The sequence below is a fragment of the Acinetobacter pengchengensis genome (genome assembly GCF_982235305.1).
Window position 1 is genome coordinate 1,551,107 of record NZ_CEVATJ010000001.1, and the last position, 19,742, is coordinate 1,570,848.

The 19,742-nt window shown below is 40.0% G+C and carries 19 protein-coding genes and 1 pseudogene; 7 read left to right on the top strand and 13 right to left on the bottom strand.

Annotated features, from left to right (window positions below; all coding sequences use genetic code 11):
- The first annotated feature begins 64 nt into the window (after nt 1-64).
- On the top strand, nt 65-526 hold the full coding sequence (locus AC0T5Z_RS07645; protein ID WP_291334167.1) for a super-infection exclusion protein B: 462 nt from the start codon (nt 65-67) through the stop codon (nt 524-526).
- 35 nt (nt 527-561) lie between these two features.
- Here the strand turns inward: AC0T5Z_RS07645 and AC0T5Z_RS07650 are convergent.
- Nucleotides 562-737, bottom strand: a pseudogene (locus tag AC0T5Z_RS07650) (2-dehydro-3-deoxyglucarate aldolase); the annotation flags it as partial.
- Between the two features lie 121 nt (nt 738-858).
- On the opposite strand from AC0T5Z_RS07650, the gene nfsB reads away from it, so the two are divergent.
- The gene (nfsB, locus tag AC0T5Z_RS07655; RefSeq protein WP_435336808.1) at nt 859-1,512 is read left to right on the top strand and encodes an oxygen-insensitive NAD(P)H nitroreductase; all 654 of its coding nucleotides are present in this window, start codon (nt 859-861) and stop codon (nt 1,510-1,512) included.
- 115 nt (nt 1,513-1,627) lie between these two features.
- Complete coding sequence (locus AC0T5Z_RS07660; RefSeq protein WP_473786273.1) at nt 1,628-1,855, top strand: hypothetical protein; 228 nt, start codon at nt 1,628-1,630, stop codon at nt 1,853-1,855.
- On the opposite strand, the gene AC0T5Z_RS07665 is transcribed toward AC0T5Z_RS07660, so the two are convergent.
- The 4 genes from AC0T5Z_RS07665 to AC0T5Z_RS07680 form a co-directional block, all read right to left on the bottom strand.
- Nucleotides 1,818-2,678 (bottom strand): DMT family transporter, encoded by an 861-nt coding sequence (locus AC0T5Z_RS07665; RefSeq protein ID WP_291334164.1) that lies wholly within the window; start codon nt 2,676-2,678, stop codon nt 1,818-1,820. The genes AC0T5Z_RS07660 and AC0T5Z_RS07665 overlap by 38 nt on opposite strands.
- 115 nt (nt 2,679-2,793) lie before the next feature.
- The gene (gene fba, locus AC0T5Z_RS07670) at nt 2,794-3,831 is read right to left on the bottom strand and encodes a class II fructose-bisphosphate aldolase (RefSeq protein WP_291334163.1); all 1,038 of its coding nucleotides are present in this window, start codon (nt 3,829-3,831) and stop codon (nt 2,794-2,796) included.
- Between the two features lie 138 nt (nt 3,832-3,969).
- Nucleotides 3,970-4,242, bottom strand: a complete 273-nt coding sequence (locus tag AC0T5Z_RS07675; protein ID WP_291334162.1) for a hypothetical protein — start codon at nt 4,240-4,242, stop codon at nt 3,970-3,972.
- 138 nt (nt 4,243-4,380) lie between these two features.
- Complete coding sequence (locus AC0T5Z_RS07680; protein ID WP_291334161.1) at nt 4,381-5,568, bottom strand: phosphoglycerate kinase; 1,188 nt, start codon at nt 5,566-5,568, stop codon at nt 4,381-4,383.
- A 139-nt stretch (nt 5,569-5,707) separates the two neighbouring features.
- Between AC0T5Z_RS07680 and AC0T5Z_RS07685 the strand changes: the two genes are divergently transcribed.
- The 3 genes from AC0T5Z_RS07685 (at nt 5,708) to AC0T5Z_RS07695 (ending at nt 7,965) form a co-directional block, all read left to right on the top strand.
- Nucleotides 5,708-6,091, top strand: a complete 384-nt coding sequence (locus AC0T5Z_RS07685) for a DUF2237 family protein (protein ID WP_435336807.1) — start codon at nt 5,708-5,710, stop codon at nt 6,089-6,091.
- A 7-nt stretch (nt 6,092-6,098) separates the two neighbouring features.
- Nucleotides 6,099-6,692: a Maf family protein gene (locus AC0T5Z_RS07690; RefSeq protein ID WP_291334200.1), complete on the top strand. Its 594-nt coding sequence runs from the start codon at nt 6,099-6,101 to the stop codon at nt 6,690-6,692.
- A gap of 106 nt (nt 6,693-6,798) precedes the next feature.
- A complete protein-coding gene (locus AC0T5Z_RS07695) occupies nt 6,799-7,965 on the top strand; it encodes a ribosomal protein uL16 3-hydroxylase (RefSeq protein ID WP_435336806.1) in 1,167 nt (388 codons plus the stop codon).
- A 32-nt stretch (nt 7,966-7,997) separates the two neighbouring features.
- Here AC0T5Z_RS07695 and AC0T5Z_RS07700 read toward each other — a convergent pair whose 3' ends face one another.
- The 6 genes from AC0T5Z_RS07700 to AC0T5Z_RS07725 form a co-directional block, all read right to left on the bottom strand.
- Nucleotides 7,998-9,908, bottom strand: coding sequence for a sensor histidine kinase (locus AC0T5Z_RS07700; protein WP_435336805.1), 1,911 nt, complete (start codon nt 9,906-9,908; stop codon nt 7,998-8,000).
- Entirely contained in the window at nt 9,905-10,609 is a 705-nt protein-coding gene (locus AC0T5Z_RS07705) for a LuxR C-terminal-related transcriptional regulator (RefSeq protein ID WP_435336844.1), read from the bottom strand. Before AC0T5Z_RS07705 ends, AC0T5Z_RS07700 begins: the two co-directional genes overlap by 4 nt.
- A gap of 275 nt (nt 10,610-10,884) precedes the next feature.
- Nucleotides 10,885-11,928 (bottom strand): alpha/beta hydrolase, encoded by a 1,044-nt coding sequence (locus AC0T5Z_RS07710; protein ID WP_291341239.1) that lies wholly within the window; start codon nt 11,926-11,928, stop codon nt 10,885-10,887.
- Entirely contained in the window at nt 11,928-13,055 is a 1,128-nt protein-coding gene (locus tag AC0T5Z_RS07715; protein WP_435336804.1) for a YdcF family protein, read from the bottom strand. Before AC0T5Z_RS07715 ends, AC0T5Z_RS07710 begins: the two co-directional genes overlap by 1 nt.
- A 6-nt stretch (nt 13,056-13,061) precedes the next feature.
- Complete coding sequence (gene murB, locus AC0T5Z_RS07720) at nt 13,062-14,102, bottom strand: UDP-N-acetylmuramate dehydrogenase (protein ID WP_435336803.1); 1,041 nt, start codon at nt 14,100-14,102, stop codon at nt 13,062-13,064.
- A gap of 3 nt (nt 14,103-14,105) precedes the next feature.
- Nucleotides 14,106-14,615, bottom strand: coding sequence for a low molecular weight protein-tyrosine-phosphatase (locus tag AC0T5Z_RS07725; protein WP_291341245.1), 510 nt, complete (start codon nt 14,613-14,615; stop codon nt 14,106-14,108).
- 119 nt (nt 14,616-14,734) lie between these two features.
- On the opposite strand from AC0T5Z_RS07725, the gene AC0T5Z_RS07730 reads away from it, so the two are divergent.
- The gene (locus AC0T5Z_RS07730; protein ID WP_435336802.1) at nt 14,735-15,895 is read left to right on the top strand and encodes an iron-containing alcohol dehydrogenase; all 1,161 of its coding nucleotides are present in this window, start codon (nt 14,735-14,737) and stop codon (nt 15,893-15,895) included.
- 129 nt (nt 15,896-16,024) lie between these two features.
- Here the strand turns inward: AC0T5Z_RS07730 and dnaX are convergent, their stop codons facing one another.
- Nucleotides 16,025-18,307: a DNA polymerase III subunit gamma/tau gene (gene dnaX / locus AC0T5Z_RS07735; RefSeq protein ID WP_435336801.1), complete on the bottom strand. Its 2,283-nt coding sequence runs from the start codon at nt 18,305-18,307 to the stop codon at nt 16,025-16,027.
- A 65-nt stretch (nt 18,308-18,372) separates the two neighbouring features.
- Nucleotides 18,373-19,659 carry a serine hydrolase domain-containing protein gene (locus tag AC0T5Z_RS07740; RefSeq protein ID WP_435336843.1) on the bottom strand — a complete coding sequence of 429 codons (1,287 nt, stop codon included), beginning with the start codon at nt 19,657-19,659 and terminating at the stop codon, nt 18,373-18,375.
- Nucleotides 19,660-19,742: the final 83 nt, after the last annotated feature.

Genomic DNA, 19,742 nt, shown 5'->3' on the forward strand with positions numbered 1-19,742 from the left:
AAGACTTGATAAAAACGTTTTTAATATATTAATATTTCAACAACTTTATTTTAAAATTTATAATATGAAATTCAATGTTCAAAAAATAAATGCTGTTTTTTCCATTTTTATGCTTTTAATATTTTTTGTATCTGCTATTAATTTAGATGAACACTTATCGTCTTTTGTTCAAAAAAATTTCACTTATCTATTGATTATTTTCTTACTTAGTATCTCACTCATGCTATATGATTTATTATCCAATATCAAAGCGAAGAAGGATCAGGAGTTTTCTTTTTCAAACAAAAATAAAGAATTAATCAATAAACTATCAAAGCTTTCTTATGAAGAAAAAAACATCTTATCTTTATTTATGAATGACAAAGTTCAAGAAAAAGCATTAAATCCAAATGATCAAGCAGTAGTTTGGCTAGAAACAATTAAATTTATTTTTAATACAGGGAAAATCGAAGGGAATAAAAAGATTTTTAGGATAGAACCCACTTTATCAAAACATCTTCTACAAAATCCGAATAGCTTATATTGAAGAAAAGCCCAAGAAATATTGGGCTTTTCTTTATTTTAGTACCCGCCTTCAGACTGAATGACTTCCGCATCCCCTTTATATTTAGCCAGTAATTCACGCAATCAATTCATCAATACACTGGTGTCCACTCCAACTGCTACGAATTCTGTGCCTAAATCCAAATATTTTTGAGTCACTTCATGCTGGTCGATAACATTTCTGCTGCTTTGCCTGGTGCTCATTTCGTCTTAACCATATAAATAGCACATGGGTTCATTTAGCAAGCATAGCAAGGCATGTTAAGCTTTTGGCGCACACCTACCCCAAATATAGCCTTTAAATGGAGATGATTTATGGATTTATTAAATATTGCTCAAACTCGCTACACAACCAAAGCCTATGATGCGAGTCGCAGCATTCCTGCAGCACAATTTGAGCGTTTATTAGAAATTCTGCGTTTAGCGCCATCTTCCATTAATATCCAGCCGTGGCACTTTTTTATTGCAGATCGTCCTGAAGCCAAACAACGTATTGCTAAAGCTTTAGTGGGAAAGTACGCCTATAACGCACCTAAAGTTTTAGATGCTTCGCATACCATTTTATTTTGCACCAAAGCTGACATTAGCGAATTACATTTAGAAAACCTACTTAATCAGGATGCTGCCAGTGGACGCTTTAAAGATGAAGCCGCTAAACAAGGTCAGAAAGACAGCCGCACAGGTTATGTCGATTACTACCGCAATGAAAAAGGCGATATTCAGCGTTGGGCTGAAAATCAAACTTTTATTGCACTTGGGCAAATGCTGTTGGCTGCAGGAATTGAAAGAATTGACACAACGCCAATTGGCGGTTTTGATGAAGCAATTTTAACCCAAGAACTGCAACTGACTGAGCAAGGACTGATTCCTTCGGTTTTATTATGTTTAGGCTATCGTAATGAACAAGATTTTAATTCCAAACTGCCAAAATCACGCCTTGATAAACGCGAGATTTTCACACATCTGTAAAACAAACATGCGATAACACTAGGGACAAAATTTGTCCCTTTTTTTTGGTCTAAATTTTGCTTAGTCTATATTTGCAATCTGTACTCAATCTCTAGCAAAAATAAAAATGAGGTGTATGATGCTCAATTTACTTACTATGCCACTAAAACTAGAATGCCGACGTTGTAAAAAACTGTATTTATATCAAGCTAAACCAACTTATCCGAACATGCGCTGCCCGATTTGCGATAGAACCACAATGCTGCATGGTCTTGCAGAAACTGCAGATGTATTGCGGCATCCTTTTCGCTTTGTATTGAGTTATCTTAAACCGTCATGGCATAAGCGAGGCAAAGCACACTAAGTAATGCCAAGCCTAACCCAATTGTGGTCGTGCTTTTCAGCTTTTCTTTAAAGAACAATACACCGCTGATCACGCCAAATAGCACCACTAAAATATTCATCCCTGCAAATACCACAGCAGGGCTGTCTTTGAGCAGCATGTGAGCTTTGACATACAAGGCAATATTGGCGAAATTCAGTGTACCCAAAATTAAACCTGCACTGATATTTTGCATACTGCCCATGCTTTTATCGCGAATTAAGATATATACCATTGCTAAAACAAAAGCACATACAAACATCAAATTCAGCGCAACCGCAAATTGCAGACCTAAACCTGTAGTGTATTTAAGTAAAACATCAATCAGCGCATAACCCAGCCAAACACAGCCCAAATATATGATGCCTTGTTGCGCTTTAGCAGACTGCCCTGCAGCACGATGCGAATACAAAATACATAAGACCGCGACAATGCCAAGTGCGATTCCCACAATTTTTAATTGGCTAAAATTTTCCTGAAAAATAAAATAAGCAGCAGCCAAAGACAAAACCACTGACAAACGCTGTGCAATTTCAGTTTTTAAAATACCTGCGCTGTCCAACGATTTTGCTAACGCTAAAAAGACACTGGGCAACAACACCCCTAAACTGAGAATAAGCCACCACGGCGTGCGTTGGAGAGAGATCGTGCTCAAGTTGGGTTTAAACCAATAAAAACACAATACACTGGCACTGACATAATTCCAGGTGATCATCTGCATAGGGTTAAAACCCTGCAATTTGCAGACTTTTAATAAAATAGAGACCAGCACACTACAAAAGGCTGCGGCTACAATCAGTTCCATGACACGCTCGAAGATTGCTATTCAATCATTATTTTTGTTGTTGATTGGGGGACGGATTCATCAATAAAAAGCCCACAAGGACTGTGGGCTTTCTAATTCTTCATTAAATTAACAATTATTTGTAACGTTCAACCATTTTCTCTAAAGAAATTGGGCGAATTTTGTCTGCATTGCCTGCAGTACCAAATGCTTCATAACGGTCGATACAAATTTGTTTCATTGCATCTACAGTTTTTGCGAAGAATTTACGAGGGTCAAACTCGCTTGGTTGTTCTGCCATCATACGGCGCATTGCACCTGTAGAAGCTAAACGTAAATCTGTGTCGATGTTAATTTTACGCACACCATGTTTGATGGCTTCAACCAATTGCTCAACAGGTACACCATAAGTTTCTTTGATGTCGCCGCCGTATTGGTTAATCACTGCCAACCATTCTTGTGGTACTGAGCTAGAGCCGTGCATCACAAGATGTGTATTTGGCAATGCTGCATGAATTTCTTTAATGCGGTCAATTGCAAGAATATCGCCTGTAGGTGGACGAGTAAACTTGTACGCACCATGCGAAGTACCCACTGCAATTGCCAAAGCATCCACATTGGTATCTGCAACGAAGCTTCGTGCTTCTTCGACTGAAGTTAACAATTGAGAGTGGTCAAGTACACCTTCTGCACCCACACCATCTTCTTCACCTGCCATACCTGTTTCTAGGCTGCCCAAGCAACCAATTTCACCTTCAACCGATACACCGCACGCATGTGCCATTTGTACAGTACGACGCGTCACTTCTACGTTGTATTCATACGACGTTGGTGTTTTACCGTCTTCACCTAAAGAACCATCCATCATTACTGATGAAAAGCCTAGTTGGATAGAACGCTGACATACGTCAGGGCTTGTACCGTGGTCTTGGTGCATAACCACTGGAATATGTGGCCACTCTTCAATTGCAGCCAAAATCAGGTGACGCAAGAATGGCGCACCTGCGTATTTACGCGCACCTGCCGAAGCCTGAACAATTACAGGTGAATTGGTTGCATCTGCGGCTAACATAATTGCGCGCATTTGTTCTAAGTTGTTGACGTTAAACGCTGGTACGCCGTAAGAATGTTCACCGGCATGATCCAAGAGCTGGCGCAATGAAATAAGAGCCATAATTTCCTCCCAAATAATGTTGGCTATTCTACCCTGTGATTTGTTTCAATTCAGCAACAAATCGCCTTTTTCAAAAAAAAGTCCCTGCAAAAGCAGGGACTTTTAAACAAATTACAACAATTCTTTATTTTTCAGCACTTATTGCGCTTCAGAAGCAGCAACTTCTGTGTCTGCAGTCGCAACATCAGCAGGTGCATTTGCAACATCTTCAGGGATATCGGTGTTACCTTCATCCATGATTGGTTGGTCAATTGCGTCGATTGCAGCTTGTTGTTCTGGTGTAATTTGAGCGTTATCTACAACTGCAGAAGATGCATCAGTTTCAGTCGCAGGTGCGCTTTCTTTTTTTGCACAAGCAGTCAAGGCTAAAGATGCAGCGATTAAAGCAGCAAGTGTTAGTTTTTGAATCATCGTCATATCCTACAGTTAGGTCATTCATTTACTACACTTTATTGCATATTTATGACATTTTGATGACTACAGCATGACATAAATACAAAAAAGTTGACCGAATTCAACTTTTTTATATTATTGATAAATTATCAAGATTTAAGCGCGTTCTAATAAAACCGCAACTGCAGGTAAGGTTTTACCTTCGACAAATTCAAGGAATGCTCCACCACCTGTAGAGATATAACCAATTTTGTCTGCAACTTCATACTTGTCAATTGCAGCTAAAGTGTCACCACCACCTGCAATAGAGAAACCTGCAGATTCTGCAATTGCCAATGAAAGTGCTTTCGTACCTTCACCAAATTGATCAACTTCAAATACACCCACTGGGCCATTCCAAAGAATTGTTTTTGAAGTTTTTAAAATTTCAGCAAATGCTTTTGCAGTTTCTGGGCCTACATCTAAAATCATGTCGTTGTCTGCAACATCTTCAACTTTTTTCACAGTTGCTTTCGCTGCTGCCAATGAACCCAAGAAATCTTCAAAGTTAATTTCAGCGGCATCTGCAACCACAACATCGGTTGGTAGTGGTACAGACACTTTTGCAGCAATTGCTTTGGCAGTGTCAATCAAATCATTTTCACATAATGATTTGCCCACGTTATAGCCTGCTGCAGCAAGGAAAGTATTGGCAATACCACCGCCTACAATGAGTTGATCGCAAATATCAGATAATGAAGTCAATACATCTAACTTAGTTGATACTTTAGAACCTGCAACAATTGCTACCATTGGTTTTTCAGGTGTTTTTAAGGCACGACCCAAGGCATCTAATTCCGCTGCCAATAATGGGCCTGCTGCTGCAACTGGTGCTAAACGCGCAACGCCTTCGGTTGATGCTTCTGCACGGTGTGCCGTACCAAAAGCATCCATCACAAATACGTCGCACAACGCTGCATATTTCGCGGCAAGTTCTGGATTATTTTTCTTTTCGCCATAGTTAAAACGGCAGTTTTCCAATAAAACCACTTGACCAGGAGCAACGTCTACACCCTCTAAATAGTCAGTGATCAATTGGACATCTTGACCCAAAGCTTGGGTTAAATACGCAGCCACAGGTGCTAAAGATTGTTCAGCTTTTGGCTCACCTTCAACAGGACGACCTAAGTGAGAATACACCATCACTGCCGCACCTTTGGCAACAGCAGCTTGAATCGTTGGCAATGCCGCACGTAAACGTGCATCGCTGGTGATCACACCATTTTTAACAGGGACGTTTAAATCTTCACGAATAAGGACACGCTTACCTGCTAAATCGAGGTCAGTCATACGCTGAAAGTTCATGTATAGCTCACTTTATTGATATCAAAACGCCACGATTTTAAATGATTATGCAGAAAAAGGTTAGCAACTTTTGTAGAATTGCTGTTTAAAGCAAAAGTTTTGATTATGATAGAGAAAAGTCACCATCTTTATCGCACTTATGTCTATTCATCCCGATCCAAATATCAATCGTTTAAATGTTTTGGGCGAACCTCTCGCCAGTTGTTGCTTTGATCCTATTACGGGTTATTTTCGTAACGGTTTTTGTCATACCGACCCAACCGATTTAGGTCAGCACACCGTTTGTGCGCAAATGACTTCGGAATTTCTAAACTTTTCGCAAAAAATTGGCAATGATTTAATTACGCCAGTGCCAGAAGTTGGGTTTAACGGTTTACAACCAGGTGATTTCTGGTGTATTTGCGTCACTCGTTGGGTTGAAGCCTATCAGGCAGGTCAAGCGCCACCGATTAAAATTCAAGCCTGTCATCAATCTGTATTGTCTTACGTACCCTTAGATATATTGATGGACTATGCGGTGTGATGATCTGATGCAACATCCTCAAATTATTTTAGCGTCTGGCAGTCAAACCCGTCAGCAATTGATGAATCGCCTGAATTTGGCTTATAAGTCAATCTCACCTGATATTGATGAATCTACTCAGGGTGAATTGCACGCAGATGATTTGGCGCGACGTTTAGCTTTTGAAAAGGCACACTGTATTGCGCTGCAATATCCTAATGCGATTGTGATTGGTTCAGATCAAGTCGCATGGCGTGAACTGCAGCCAGATATTTTTATAGGTAAACCGCTCACTTCAGAAAAAGCCATACAACAATTACAAGCCAATTCAGGTCGAACGGTTTATTTCAGCACTGCACTGAGTGTGCAGCAGCAATCTACAGGCTTTGAACAAACGGTTGTAGAACACTACACAGTTAAATTCCGCAGCTTAACCGACAATGAAATTGCACGCTATGTTGCAAAGGAACAACCGCTACATTGTGCAGGCAGTTTTATGTGCGAAGGTTTGGGCATTAGTCTGTTTGAAGCAATGCAGGGCAACGACCAAACTACTTTGATGGGACTACCCATGATTCAGCTGTGTCGTATTTTAAGAAGGCTGAATATTCAAGTCCCCTAATGTTAACTCATTTGAATCTGCATATCAGCTAGAAATCATCTTGCCCTTTGTAGCGACAAATTAGACAATATTGAGATTATTGATAAAACTTACTTAGGCTATTTTTATGTCGCAACCTTTAGATGTTTTAGGCGGAATTACCGCAGAACAATTCCTAAGTGAATATTGGCAAAAAAAACCATTATTGGTACGCAACGCACTCCCAGAAATTGCACACCTACTCGAACCTAGCGATGTCATGGAGCTGGCACTGGAAGAAGATGTCACTGCCCGTTTAATTAAACAAAAAGATCGTGATCCGAATCAATGGACTGTGAAATCATCACCGCTTATTAAGGCAGATTTTCAAAAAATGCCAAAGTTATGGACGCTGTTGGTACAAGCCGTGGATCATTACTCTTTTGATCTCGCTGAACTTTGGAAAAAATTTCCTTTTATTCCGCAATGGCGACGTGATGACATTATGGTGTCTTATGCGCCTAAAGGTGGTTCTGTAGGTCAGCATTTTGATTTTTATGATGTGTTTTTACTACAAGGCTATGGACATCGCCGTTGGCAGCTTGGGCAAATGTGTGATGCAGAAACTGAGTTTGTAGCAGGACAACCGCTCAAATTATTGCCTGAAATGCAGGTTAATTTTGATGAAGTACTTGCACCGGGTGATTTACTTTATGTTCCACCGGGATTGGCGCATTATGGTGTGGCAGAAGATGATTGTCTGACGTTCTCGTTCGGTTTCCGTATGCCAAATATTAGTGAAATGATGGATCGCGTGAGTGATAAATTCTCTGCTGATGAAATGTTACGCACGCCACTACAAGACATTGTTCGTGAAAAAAGTACACAAATTGGTGAAATGACTACGACAGAACTGAATTATCTAAAAGCAGAATTGTGGGCGCGTTTGCAAAACTCATCGGTGTTGGATGATGCAATTTTAAGCTTAATGTCCGAACCGAAATATCCTGAAAATATTCCTGAAGTAGATGAAATAGGTGTAGGCGATTTAGAAGATGCGTTAGATCAGGGTTATCAAATCATGCTGGAACCTACCTCGCGCCTACTTTATGCAAATCAGGAAGGTGATGTTTTATTTTGGGCAAATGGTGAAGCGCTTTGTGTCGCAGAAGCTTCTATCCCAACGTTGCAAAAAATCGCCAATGGCGAACGAGTGCTGCTCGATGAAAACCTTTACGATGCAGATATTCTGGAAGATTTGGCACAACTGCTCAATGAATCCATTTTAATGTTGTTACCTGCTGAAGCCGCCTAAAATATTCGTTTCAATCCCTCAAGATGATCAATTCATCTTGGGGAATTTAGATGAGCGGGATCTAGAGTTAAAACTGCCTGAATTAATGTATAGCCAGGTGTCGAGTTTAATTTTAATTGTCCACCAGCCCGTTCTAAACGCATTTGCATACTGCGTATCCCAATACTCATGCCATGTTCAAGCACGCTATTGGCTTGAAAACCTACACCATCATCCTGAACTTTAAGTACTAATTGCTTCGGTGGTACAAATTGCATACTGACGGATACATGCTTGGCTTGGCTGTGTTTGATCACATTGGTTAAACTTTCTTCTAGCACCCGCATCAAAGTTAAGCACTGTAACGAATTCGGCTCAATCACCCATTCATTTGGAAAATCCCACTTGGAATGAATATCCATTTCATCCATCAATTGACTAAAACGATGACGTACTGGTGCGACCCAAATTTTAGGATTTTCAGGTACTTTAGAACCAATGGAAGAGCCACTATCAATAATTTGACGTAAATCATCACGCAGTAATTTCAGCATAGATAAAAACTGCTGATTACTCATATTCTGTTCGCTTTGATCGACCATAATCATGGAGCGTACCAAAGATGCGCCCAAACCATCATGCAAATCATGCGATAGATGAATCCGCTCTTGCAAACGCACATTTTCCAATTCTAAATAATGTTTTTCCGACATACTGCGTTTTAAATCATCGCTGACTTCAAAAACTTTAAGCTCTAAATCTTGGTTAAATTTCTCAATTTTTTGAATATTTCTTTTTAGACGCATGCCTAAAATAATCGCAATAAATAAAGTAATTACTGGCGAGGTATACGGTGATAATGGCTGATATAAACTTGCCGTTGCCGCATTACTTAAACGAAATACATCTACACCTGCAAAAAAACCAATCAAGGTTAAACAAAATAGCAGCAGATATACTTCTGTTTTTGGGGATTTATACGCTAAATACGCCAAATAAAAATAAACCACCACCAGTAAACTGGCATAACTTAAAAAGACGATACCAAATACCAGTTTGACATAATCTAAGGGTGTTAAAAATACACAAATGATTACCGCTAAACTCAGAATAAAAATACTTTCTTCCAATATTGGCAAGCGTTGATTCACAAACCTAATTAAATATAGACTAAAAGCCAAAACATAGAGGATAAAAAAACTTAAATTGGCTTGAGATGCCACTAATACGCTTGGGTATGGAAAGGTTTCTGTGGTTAAAAAATGAGAAATAAATAATAACCACAGTACACAACTCAGCGCAAACCAGCCAAAACTCGGATCACGGCGTAAAAATAGCCAAAGAACCAAACATAAAATGCCTAAAGTGGCAGATAAAATCGCATTAATTTCAAATAAAGTACGTTTATTCCATATACTTTGCTGGTACTGTTCAATATTGTTATGCACATTATTAAAACTTATTTTTCCTATACCCGCATTTTGAAATGCATATCCATTTACATAGACCAATATTTGATTTTTACCTTGTTTTAAACCAGCAATAGGTAAAATCCAATAACGTGGCATATTCCAGCTTTTTGATAATGGTTCTTCTAAATGCTGACTTGCCCAAAGTAAATCCTGATTCAGATAAACAGCCCCTGCACTATTTAAAAAATCCAGCGCGAAAACGATGGGTTGATTTAAACGATGTTCACGCTCACAAAACCATTCCCACTCTATTTTGTACCACGCCCCACCATTATAATTTTTCCAGCGCTCATCCCAAACATCAGGCAGTTGTACATTTTCCCAACCCATTTGAGGTTTTTTATTGTGTGAAGCTGTTTTGGCAGAGCTGATTGAAAGTACATGTACATTACAGTACTGATTAATTGGATATACCACTTGCTGCGCATAGCTTTGCCACGCACAGAGCAACAACAACACGCCCAAACCACACTGCCAAAGTCTTTGAATCATAAAAGACCTAAAGTTCTAGCTGTACTGACAGCCTTAGTGCGTTTAGTAACCGACAACTTCCGATAGATATGTTTGATATGGCTTTCAACGGTATAACGCGACACAAATAATTGCTCAGCAATTTCACGGTTACTTAAGCCCTGCGCCACCAAATTTAAAATTTCTAATTCACGATTGGTGAGCTGTTCATACTGTGAATTGAACGTTAGAGTATCTGCTCGACCTGCTAAATCCTCGGTCAACACAGGCACTTTTTGATGTGAAATTTGCGATAAAATTTCACGAGCAATAAATGGGTCTATCGGTGCGCCACCTCTTAAAATGCTGCGAATCGCAATAATTATTTCAGCATCATCACGTTCTTTAAGTACATAGCCTGTTGCACCTGCTTGAATTGCAGAAAATAAACTGTCTTGGGTGCTCCATGCAGAAATCACTAAAATTAATGCGCTCGGATCTCTAAAATGTAATTGTTCAATCAGTTCTTTACCATTTCCATCAGGCAAGCCTAAATCGACCAAAGCCAAAGCAATCGGATGATCTTCTATACACGTCATTGCGGCTTTAAGTTGGCTCACAAAAAATAGCATGTCATCTTGATAACCAATATCATGCAAAATTTTTCTAAGACGTGACTGAATAATAGGCTCATCTTCAACAATTAAAACCGGTACAGGTAATATCGCTTCCATTTCTGCCATCATTCATCCCCTTAATTATATTTGTAAATATATCAATCGTTTTGATGTAAACACTATCCCTAGAATTAAGGAGTTTTTCAAATTTAGCTTATTTTATAGACATGAGCATAGCACTGAAACATGATACTCGAGCATGAAATAAAAAATAAATATGTATTATTATTCTAATTTGAATGGTGCTTCTCACTTTAATGAGCAGCGCAGCATAAATATGCTTTGATGTCGAGAACACCATCAAAGCAAATCTAGAGCCGTATTAAAAGATGCTCGATAAATTAATAATAAATTTTGGAGCTATGCGCATGCAAAAAAGCAGGAATCAGCCCTGTTAAAGCCGCACGAATATCTGCACGTTCATTGATTAATTGATGCGAGCCTTCTTCTAACATGAGTAAGGTTTGTAGACGGAATTTACGCCGAATAAACTCAATGTTATAGCGCCAATCAACGGTTTGATCTTGCGCTCCTTGTGCCAACCAAACAGGTATACGGCAAGCTGGACGTTCTTCCATCTCCAACATCCATTTAGACATGGCTAAAATCCAATCCATGCCCATCATTCTAGGTTGCAGCGGGTCTTTTAAACGCACAAAGCGTAAAAATTCAGGATTATGATTATTACGTCGGAAATGTCGAGGCACTTCACGCTTAATCCGTCGGATAATGCCCAAACCAACGGAGTTATGCCACCATGCCGATTTTGCAGGACGAATCAAAGGTGATAATAACAACACACGCTCTACAAATGGATTTTCACGACGCTGTGCAAACTCCAACAAATGATGCATCCAAATTGCACCGCCCGTACTTTGTCCAATGCCCAACCATGGTTTTGGCAATTGATCGGCATTTTTTACATATTGATAAACCGCATGTAATACTTGCTGATAATGATCAAAATTTTTGATGTTAGCTGGAGAACCATCACTCAAACCATGTCCAGGTAAATCATAAGTCAGAACACTAAAGCCCTGCTCTAATAATTCTTTGACGATAGGTTGATAAATCCCGCTATGTTCCAAATAACCATGTAGCAAAAATACCGTACCCTGTACTTGATCAAATTTGGTTTTGCTTAAATCGGGTTGAAAAATCTGCACATGCAATTTAAATAACGGCATTTGTACATAGCCTTGCCAATGTGCACAGTCCAACAAATGAAAACCATAAAGCTGTCGATAGGCTTGTAACTCAACACTCGGTTCAAAGGTGCGATTCAAATTTAAGGGTTGTAATATTTGTGGCGTGGTTTCCCGACTTGGTACAGGCAAATCTAATTGCTTTAACACACTTGGGTTTAAAAATGGAATATCAGGCATTATGGCACCTCGCGACATGCGCTAGAACCAATCAAGACATCCCGAATGGTGGCAAGCATTTCATAATTGGCTCGGCGGCTGTGATCATAGTTTTGTTCACTTGGACGCCATGCAGTCAGTTGGGTCGGCATGGGAGCTTCGACAGGAATCGTTTCAATGCCATTTAAAGCAAATAATCGCCGAGTGCGTGGCATGTGATAACGGTCTGTAATCAAAATCACTGTCGGCGCTCCCCCCTTTTTTTGTAATAATAAAGAACTAAAACGTGAATTTTCACAAGTATTCATGCTGCGATCTTCTAATAATTTTGCATCGACATCATATTTTTTTAACCAACGCTGCATATATGGTGCTTCGACACCACTCAGTACAATCGGTAATTGATATTGTTTTACCACCGCCAAGGTCGTTTCTAAACGTAAACGTGTGTAATCATTGACCACAATATCTTTGCCATTGTCATCTAAAGTTAAGCCACCACCTAAAACCACAATCGCATAAGGTTTAGAATTTGCGAGTGTTTTTGGCATATTTTGTTGCTGGATTGAGGCAATATCTTTGAAAATTTCTTCATCTACAGGCTCATTTTCGGTTTCGGCAATTTTATGAGTGCTTAAAAATGCCAAGTATTGTTCCATGATTGCCTGATTTTCATGGCTATCCAAATTGAGTAAGGCTTTTACATTTTCGGATGGATCTTCTACAACTGCTTCCGAAGCTACATTAGACACCAACAATGGCACTTGCCGCAACTCTTGTTCAGAGGCTAATTTTTTTTGCGTTTGTTCTTCTATAATAAGCGCTTGTAAGGCTTTATAACGTGCCTGAATTAAAGTTAAATTTTGCGAGTTTTCAGATTGAATCTCTTGCTCCATAAGCTTCAAATAAGCTTGTCGTGCAATCCATAAATCTGAACCAGGTTCCAAACTGTCTTGATCACTAAAAGCCGCCATTTGCTGACTTTTAGCTGCCACTTGATTCACTTCTACAGGCACCAAAGTGTTCAGCGTTTTGACCACCAAAGTAGAATAAAAAGGTGAATAAATAAAAATCATGAACGCTGCAAACAACACAAATAGCACGGCAGCAATTTGTACTAATCTGAGCATCCAATGATGATGTTTCATCTTCACTTAACCTACAGGTTGATGTGCACGAATCAAACCTGTTTCATCGAATAACACAGGTTCAGGTTCGAGTAAAATACCAAAACGGTTTAAAACATCCTGCTGCACAGCACGATAGGTTTGTTGCACATCTGCCAAAGTGGCATCGGCATAATTGACTAAAACTAATGCTTGCTTATGAAACATACCCACCGCACCCAGTTGTTTACCTTTCCAGCCAGCTTGATCAATCAACCAGCCTGCTGCAATTTTAACTTGTGCATTCGGCTGTGGGTAATGGGGTAAATGTGGAAATTGTGCTGCAATTTGTTCAAATTGCTGAGTAGAAATCACAGGATTTTTAAAGAAACTGCCCACGTTTGGATATTCTGCAGGATTCGGCAGTTTATTTTGACGAATTTGAATGACTTGTTGCTGCAAGTTTTCAGCAGTTTGCTCATCGCCTACAGCAGCTTTTAAATCACCATAATTTAATTTTAAAGCTGCCTGTTTCAACAATTTAAAGGTCACATGGGTAATGATGTAACGGTTAGGATGATCTTTAAAAACACTGTGTCGATAAGCAAACTGACAATCTGCTGCGGCAATTGAGCTGAATTGCTGGCGTGCACGATCATAAACCTGCACAGATTCAATAAACTCACCTACTTCAACGCCGTAGGCACCAATATTTTGTACAGGTGAAGCACCGACCAAACCTGGAATTAAAGCCAGATTTTGCAGACCATATAACTTTTGTTCCGTGCTCCATAACACAAAATCATGCCAGACTTGTCCTGCTCCAATTTTTAAGGTAACACTTGCATCATCTTCAGCACATTTTTCGATGCCCTGAATATCCATGTGCATGACCAAGGCACGAATATGCTCAGGCAATAACATATTGCTACCACCCGATAAAATCAGCACATTTAATTGTTCTGTATGCGCAAATGCCAAAGCATCCTGCACATCTTGAATATTTTTAACTTTTACATAATGCGATGCAGTTGCATTTAAGTTGAGCGTATTGAAAGGTTTGAGTTGCATGTTGTATTGAATGTGCATGACTTAAACCTTCAATTCAAATTGTTGTTGTAAAACTTTCACCCATGCGCGACTGCTCGACTCGCATTGATCCAGCACCCGCTCAAAACCATCGGCTTCGCCATAATAGGGATCGGGTAATTCTTGCTGTGTATAATGCGGATCGTGTTCGCTCATTAAGGCAATTTTGGCGCGCAAACTGCCAAATTCAGCTTCGGCACGGCGCATCAAGGCTTGAATGTTGTTTAAGTTTTCAAAATCCATTGCCAAAATCAAATCAAACTCGACAAAGTCTTGAATATTTAACTGACGGGCACGCAAAGTAGATAAATCATAACCACGCTTAAACGCATGTTTTTGACTGCGTAAATCTGGGGCTTTGCCCGGATGATAATTACTGGTTCCAGCAGAATCTACCCACACATTGAGTTGCTGTTCATCACAAAAATGTTGAAGTACAATTTCTGCCGTTGGAGAGCGGCAAATATTTCCCAAACAAACACATAACACCTTATATGGCGTTTTGGATGACATAAACAACCTCAAAGCTACTTTATTTTTAAGAGTCTTATGTTAAGTTATTTATGATATGAATCCTATATCGTGCCCTAACAATAATGTTGATTTAGGTATAAAAATTAGGAATAAAGACAATGCAGCATTTTCAATTTCAAACCGTTGGCAACATTATTTCAGGATTAGGTTCAATTTCTGAACTTAAAACAGTTTTAACTGAAAAAAATTATAAGCGTTTGTTATTGGTCACCGATGCTGGCATTCTACAGCAACAATTGCATCAAACTATTTTAGAAATTTTAGAGCAGCTACAACTGGACTATGCCATTTACTCGAATGTGCAAGCCGATCCCGCAGAACAGATTGTGTTAGAAGCCGTTGATTTTGTTAAACAGAAAAATATTGATGTTGTATTAGGTTTTGGTGGCGGTAGTGCAATGGATGTCGCCAAAATTATTGCCGTGCTGAGTCATCCTGAACAAAGTCAACAATTATCGGACTTATATGGTGTCGGCAATGCGCAAGCCCCTCGTTTACCACTCATTTTAGTTCCCACTACGGCAGGCACAGGCTCAGAAGTCACACCAATTTCCATTGTCACCACAGGTGCAACCAGTAAAACAGGCATTGTTTCTCCTATTTTATATGCCGATGTTGCCATTTTAGATGCCAATTTTACCCGTAATCTTCCAGCACAGATTACCGCAGCGACAGGTATAGATGCGATGGTACATGCTATTGAAGCCTATACTTCTAAAATCAAGAAAAATGCGTATTCAGATTTGCTGGCAAAACATGCGCTGCGTTTACTCGATCAGAACTTAAAATTGGTGCTTGAAGATAGTAACAATATGGAAGCACGGCAAAACATGCTGTTTGGTTCAATGCTTGCAGGACAAGCTTTTGCCAACGCTCCTGTGGCTGCAGTGCATGCACTTGCTTATCCATTAGGTGGGCATTTCCATATTTCACATGGGCATAGCAATGCATTGGTACTGACCGAAGTTTTAAAATTCAATGCACCTGCTGCCAAACAGTATTATGCAGAATTGATGTGTTGGTTAGACCCACGCAGTAAAGGCTGCACAGATGGATTATGTGATTTGTTTATTGATCATTTACAAAATCATTTAGATCAAAGTGGCTTGGTGTTAAAACTCAATGCACTAGGCATAGCAGAAAATATGCTGCCGCAACTGGCAGAAGATGCGATGCTGCAAAGTCGTTTATTACAAAATAACCCAAGAGCAATACAAATTCAGGATGCTTTACAGATTTATCAAGCTATTTATGCCTAACTTTTACGCTTAACTTTTTGCATTTAACTTTATAGAAGTACAGGAAGTAGAGATTAAGCTTGTGCTGAGAAAAAATAAGGCTGGTTTGATCCAACCTAAAAGTTTCGCAAATAAAAGCTAAAAACAGGCTTATTTCAACTGAATGTTGTGTAATTCGCCATCAAAATTTTGCAAAATATCTTTCACAATCGGTTCTTGATGCAGCAAATTTTCAGCACGTTGATAAGCACGTTGTTTACGTTGTTGCTGCAAAATATACGGTGTCGTGTCATCCACATTTTCATATTGCACTTTAAACAGAGTTTTACTCCACTGTTCTTTTAAAGCACTTTCTAAAGCATGTTGCAGTTGAGTCAATAACTGCTGATATTGCTCAGGAATATGAAAAACTGATTCAGCATTAATCAGCCCCGTCATCACACCATGCTGCGCTAATTCTTGCACGGCAGGCGACAACTCACTGTGTCTAAACCAATATTCCCACTTATCTAAAGTCCACTCACCTTCTAAAACTTGCGGTTGTAGACGCAGAATATCCTGCGGCATTAATTGATCATCAGCATTGGATACTACAGTTTGCTGGGGTTGTGCTGTCACATTGGCAACATTCGGCTCAATTTCAGTGGCTTCTAAATCAAATAAAGCGCTTTCTGCATCACTTACACTTGATGTAATTGCCGGTGCAGCATCATTTAATTGTAACGCAGGTGCAACAGGCGATGTTTCTGCTGATTCAGCAAAATTATCTAACGGTGCAACTGCATCAAAACTTTCTAGTAAAAATTCATCATGACTTTGCACATCAGTTGCAGCACTTAGCGATGCAGTTTCTTCATCTAAACCAAACAATTGCGCTTCTGCATGAGGATCAAACACAATCGATTCAGATTGAATAGGCTCAACATGCATTGTTGTTTCTTCGCTTACTGCAGGTTCAGACACAGTGTCTGACAATACGGACGCTGTGGAATGAAGCGCTTGCGGATTCGTTGGTTGCTGAGTCGCCTGTTGACCTTGAGGGGGTGAAGCTTCAGGTTCACCTTCATCTAAAAGATCATCTGAGGAAGATTCTACAATAGGGGTCTGTGCCGTGGTGTGATCTGAGTAAACATCATCTTGATAGTCAAATCCATCAAGATCAGGCACATCTGTATGCTCAGATTGAAGATCAGGTGTTGCAACAGCATTCAATGCAGTCACATGCTGTTCTGTTTGCATTGTATTTGGAGTTGCCACAGCTTGTTGAGCTTGTTCCATCTGGGCAACGGTTTGCGTAGTCGCTGTTTGCGCAGTATTTTGTGGTGCAGCAACCAAAACTTCATTGGCTTGCAAAGGTCGAAATGCAAGTAAACGCAGTACGCACATTTCAAAGCCTTGTTCTTGGGTCACCGCAATTTGTAAATCAGCGCGTCCTTTACAGGCAATTTGATAATATAACTGTAAATCTTGTGCAGAGATTACACCTGCAAGCTGTTGAATTTTTTTATTAATTTCAGCACTGTATTTCAGATTTAAATCTGGCAAATATTGCATGATTGCCAATTCATGCAATGTCGAAATCAACTGATCCAACACCAAAGATACATCTAAAGCTTGTTGTCTAAATTGTAATAAGAGCTGACTTACACGCTGCTGTTGGTTTTGATGGATCGCTAAAATCAAATCATAGATAATGGTGCGGTCAATTAGACCTAACATGTCTTTCACATCTTGATGATGAATTTCGCCCTGACCATAAGCAATGGCTTGGTCTGTCAAAGACATCGCATCACGCAAAGAACCTTGCGCAGATTCAGCAATCTGCCAAATCGCATCTTGCTCTGCCACAATCTGTTCTTTGGCTAAAATATCCGTTAAATGACTGGTAATTTCATCGACCTGCAAAGGACGCAAAGTAAATTGCAAACAGCGAGAAATTACAGTAATAGGGAGTTTTTGTGGGTCTGTGGTCGCAAATAGAAACTTCACATGCTCGGGCGGTTCTTCCAAAGTTTTCAGCAAAGCATTGAATGAATGCGTAGACAGCATGTGCACTTCGTCAATCAGATAGACCTTAAAACGCCCCTGAGTTGGTGCATAAGGTACATTATCGAGTAACTCGCGCGTATCCTCAACCTTGGTACGCGACGCCGCATCAATTTCGATTAAATCAATAAAACGACCATCATTGACCGCGGTACAGGTCGGACACACTTCACACGGGGTAGATGTCACGCCTGTTTCACAGTTCAGGCATTTGGCCAAAATACGCGCAATGGTGGTTTTACCCACACCACGTGTTCCCGTAAAAAGATAAGCATGGTGCAAACGCCCACGTTCTAAAGCACTGCTCAATGCCCGTGATACATGGTTTTGTCCCACCAATTCATTAAAATTCCGAGGACGATATTTACGCGCAAGTACCTGATACATGAATGCTCCTTTTTACAGGTCTAAGCATACTGTTTTTTTGGCAAAGAGTGAACGCACAATCACGCCTAAAACCAGCCTTTACGCCCATACAATTGCCGATCTGCACATCGAATGGCTTCCTGACTCAATCCCCAAAGTCGATAATCACCAATTAAAGAATCTGCAGTAAAATTATGGGTATAAGCAAAACTGAGTTGTCGGTCTGGATCACACCACGCGCCCGAGCCATTAAAACCCATATGGCCAAAACCTTGAGAGCGTTTACCCAAACTCAATACACGGTGATAGCCCAATCGCCAATGCATCGGGATAGGCATGACCCGATCACGCTGCACAAATTGCACTTGGCTTAATTGCTGAAAAACTTCAGGCTGAATCAATTGCCGACCTTGCCATGATCCACCCTGCGCTAACATTGCATAGATACATGCCAAACTTTGAGCAGTAAAAACACCATTGGCAGCAGGAATTACGGCTTGTAAACCTGTATCGCTAAAAAAACTAAAATTTTTCATGCCTTTGGGAATCATGCCATCCTGAAAGTCTTGTGGATTTTGCCCACTCCATGCAATAACTTTATCGACTATTGATACAGGTCGTGTGCGAGTTTTAGCTTGGTTTTGAATTTTAACTGTCTTTTTATTTGCGGGTGATGTATCTGCTGGTGCTGAAGTCACAACAATTTTAAATGGCCGCGCAACACGGGAAAGCTCAGATGCGGGCACACCAAAATACGCCCCATCCAAAGCCAAAGGTTCAACCAAGTATTGCTGCATCAGTTCAGCCAATGTTTGACCCGTCGCTTTTTCTAAAATCCCACCGACTAGCCAGCCAAAAGTTAAAGGTTGATATGCTGCCTCACTCGCTACATCAAAACGTGGCTTGGCTTGAACTAACACATTCAACATGTGCGACCAGTCTGCCATTTCAGTCGCATCGGCAATAATATTACGGATATCATATAAACCACTTTGATGACTCAATACATGCCTTAAGGTCATCAATGCTTTGCCATTTTGGGCAAATTCGGGCCAGTATAGATAAATTGGAGTATCGTAATCGATCAGTCCGTGACTGACTAAAATATGCGCCAGTGTCGCCAATACACCTTTGCCTGTGGAATAACATACAGATAACGTATCGGCTTGCCAGTCTTGATCTGGCGACTTTTTACCTGTGTAAATATCGACGACTTTCTCACCTTGAAAGTACACCGCTAAAGCCGCTCCACCCTGTTGGCTACGTGCATTTTGCAAACGACTAAATTGCATCGCTAAATCATGAAACTCAGGTGCAACCCATCCACGATAATTTTCAGTTTCAGCAAAAATATAATCCTTTAAATGTTGCATCATCCTGTTTATCTCGTTTTTATTGTTAATAAAGATTGAGCGCAAATAAAAAGCCTAAATCTAAAGGATCTAGGCTTTGGATC

Bases quoted from the DNA above. Each gene is read 5' to 3' on its own strand.
- AC0T5Z_RS07645 (WP_291334167.1), top strand. From the start codon at position 65: ATGAAATTCAATGTTCAAAAAATAAATGCTGTTTTTTCCATTTTTATG.
- nfsB (WP_435336808.1), top strand. From the start codon at position 859: ATGGATTTATTAAATATTGCTCAAACTCGCTACACAACCAAAGCCTAT.
- AC0T5Z_RS07660 (WP_473786273.1), top strand. From the start codon at position 1,628: ATGATGCTCAATTTACTTACTATGCCACTAAAACTAGAATGCCGACGT.
- AC0T5Z_RS07665 (WP_291334164.1), bottom strand. From the start codon at position 2,678: ATGGAACTGATTGTAGCCGCAGCCTTTTGTAGTGTGCTGGTCTCTATT.
- fba (WP_291334163.1), bottom strand. From the start codon at position 3,831: ATGGCTCTTATTTCATTGCGCCAGCTCTTGGATCATGCCGGTGAACAT.
- AC0T5Z_RS07675 (WP_291334162.1), bottom strand. From the start codon at position 4,242: ATGATTCAAAAACTAACACTTGCTGCTTTAATCGCTGCATCTTTAGCC.
- AC0T5Z_RS07680 (WP_291334161.1), bottom strand. From the start codon at position 5,568: ATGAACTTTCAGCGTATGACTGACCTCGATTTAGCAGGTAAGCGTGTC.
- AC0T5Z_RS07685 (WP_435336807.1), top strand. From the start codon at position 5,708: ATGTCTATTCATCCCGATCCAAATATCAATCGTTTAAATGTTTTGGGC.
- AC0T5Z_RS07690 (WP_291334200.1), top strand. From the start codon at position 6,099: ATGCAACATCCTCAAATTATTTTAGCGTCTGGCAGTCAAACCCGTCAG.
- AC0T5Z_RS07695 (WP_435336806.1), top strand. From the start codon at position 6,799: ATGTCGCAACCTTTAGATGTTTTAGGCGGAATTACCGCAGAACAATTC.
- AC0T5Z_RS07700 (WP_435336805.1), bottom strand. From the start codon at position 9,908: ATGATTCAAAGACTTTGGCAGTGTGGTTTGGGCGTGTTGTTGTTGCTC.
- AC0T5Z_RS07705 (WP_435336844.1), bottom strand. From the start codon at position 10,609: ATGGCAGAAATGGAAGCGATATTACCTGTACCGGTTTTAATTGTTGAA.
- AC0T5Z_RS07710 (WP_291341239.1), bottom strand. From the start codon at position 11,928: ATGCCTGATATTCCATTTTTAAACCCAAGTGTGTTAAAGCAATTAGAT.
- AC0T5Z_RS07715 (WP_435336804.1), bottom strand. From the start codon at position 13,055: ATGAAACATCATCATTGGATGCTCAGATTAGTACAAATTGCTGCCGTG.
- murB (WP_435336803.1), bottom strand. From the start codon at position 14,102: ATGCACATTCAATACAACATGCAACTCAAACCTTTCAATACGCTCAAC.
- AC0T5Z_RS07725 (WP_291341245.1), bottom strand. From the start codon at position 14,615: ATGTCATCCAAAACGCCATATAAGGTGTTATGTGTTTGTTTGGGAAAT.
- AC0T5Z_RS07730 (WP_435336802.1), top strand. From the start codon at position 14,735: ATGCAGCATTTTCAATTTCAAACCGTTGGCAACATTATTTCAGGATTA.
- dnaX (WP_435336801.1), bottom strand. From the start codon at position 18,307: ATGTATCAGGTACTTGCGCGTAAATATCGTCCTCGGAATTTTAATGAA.
- AC0T5Z_RS07740 (WP_435336843.1), bottom strand. From the start codon at position 19,659: ATGCAACATTTAAAGGATTATATTTTTGCTGAAACTGAAAATTATCGT.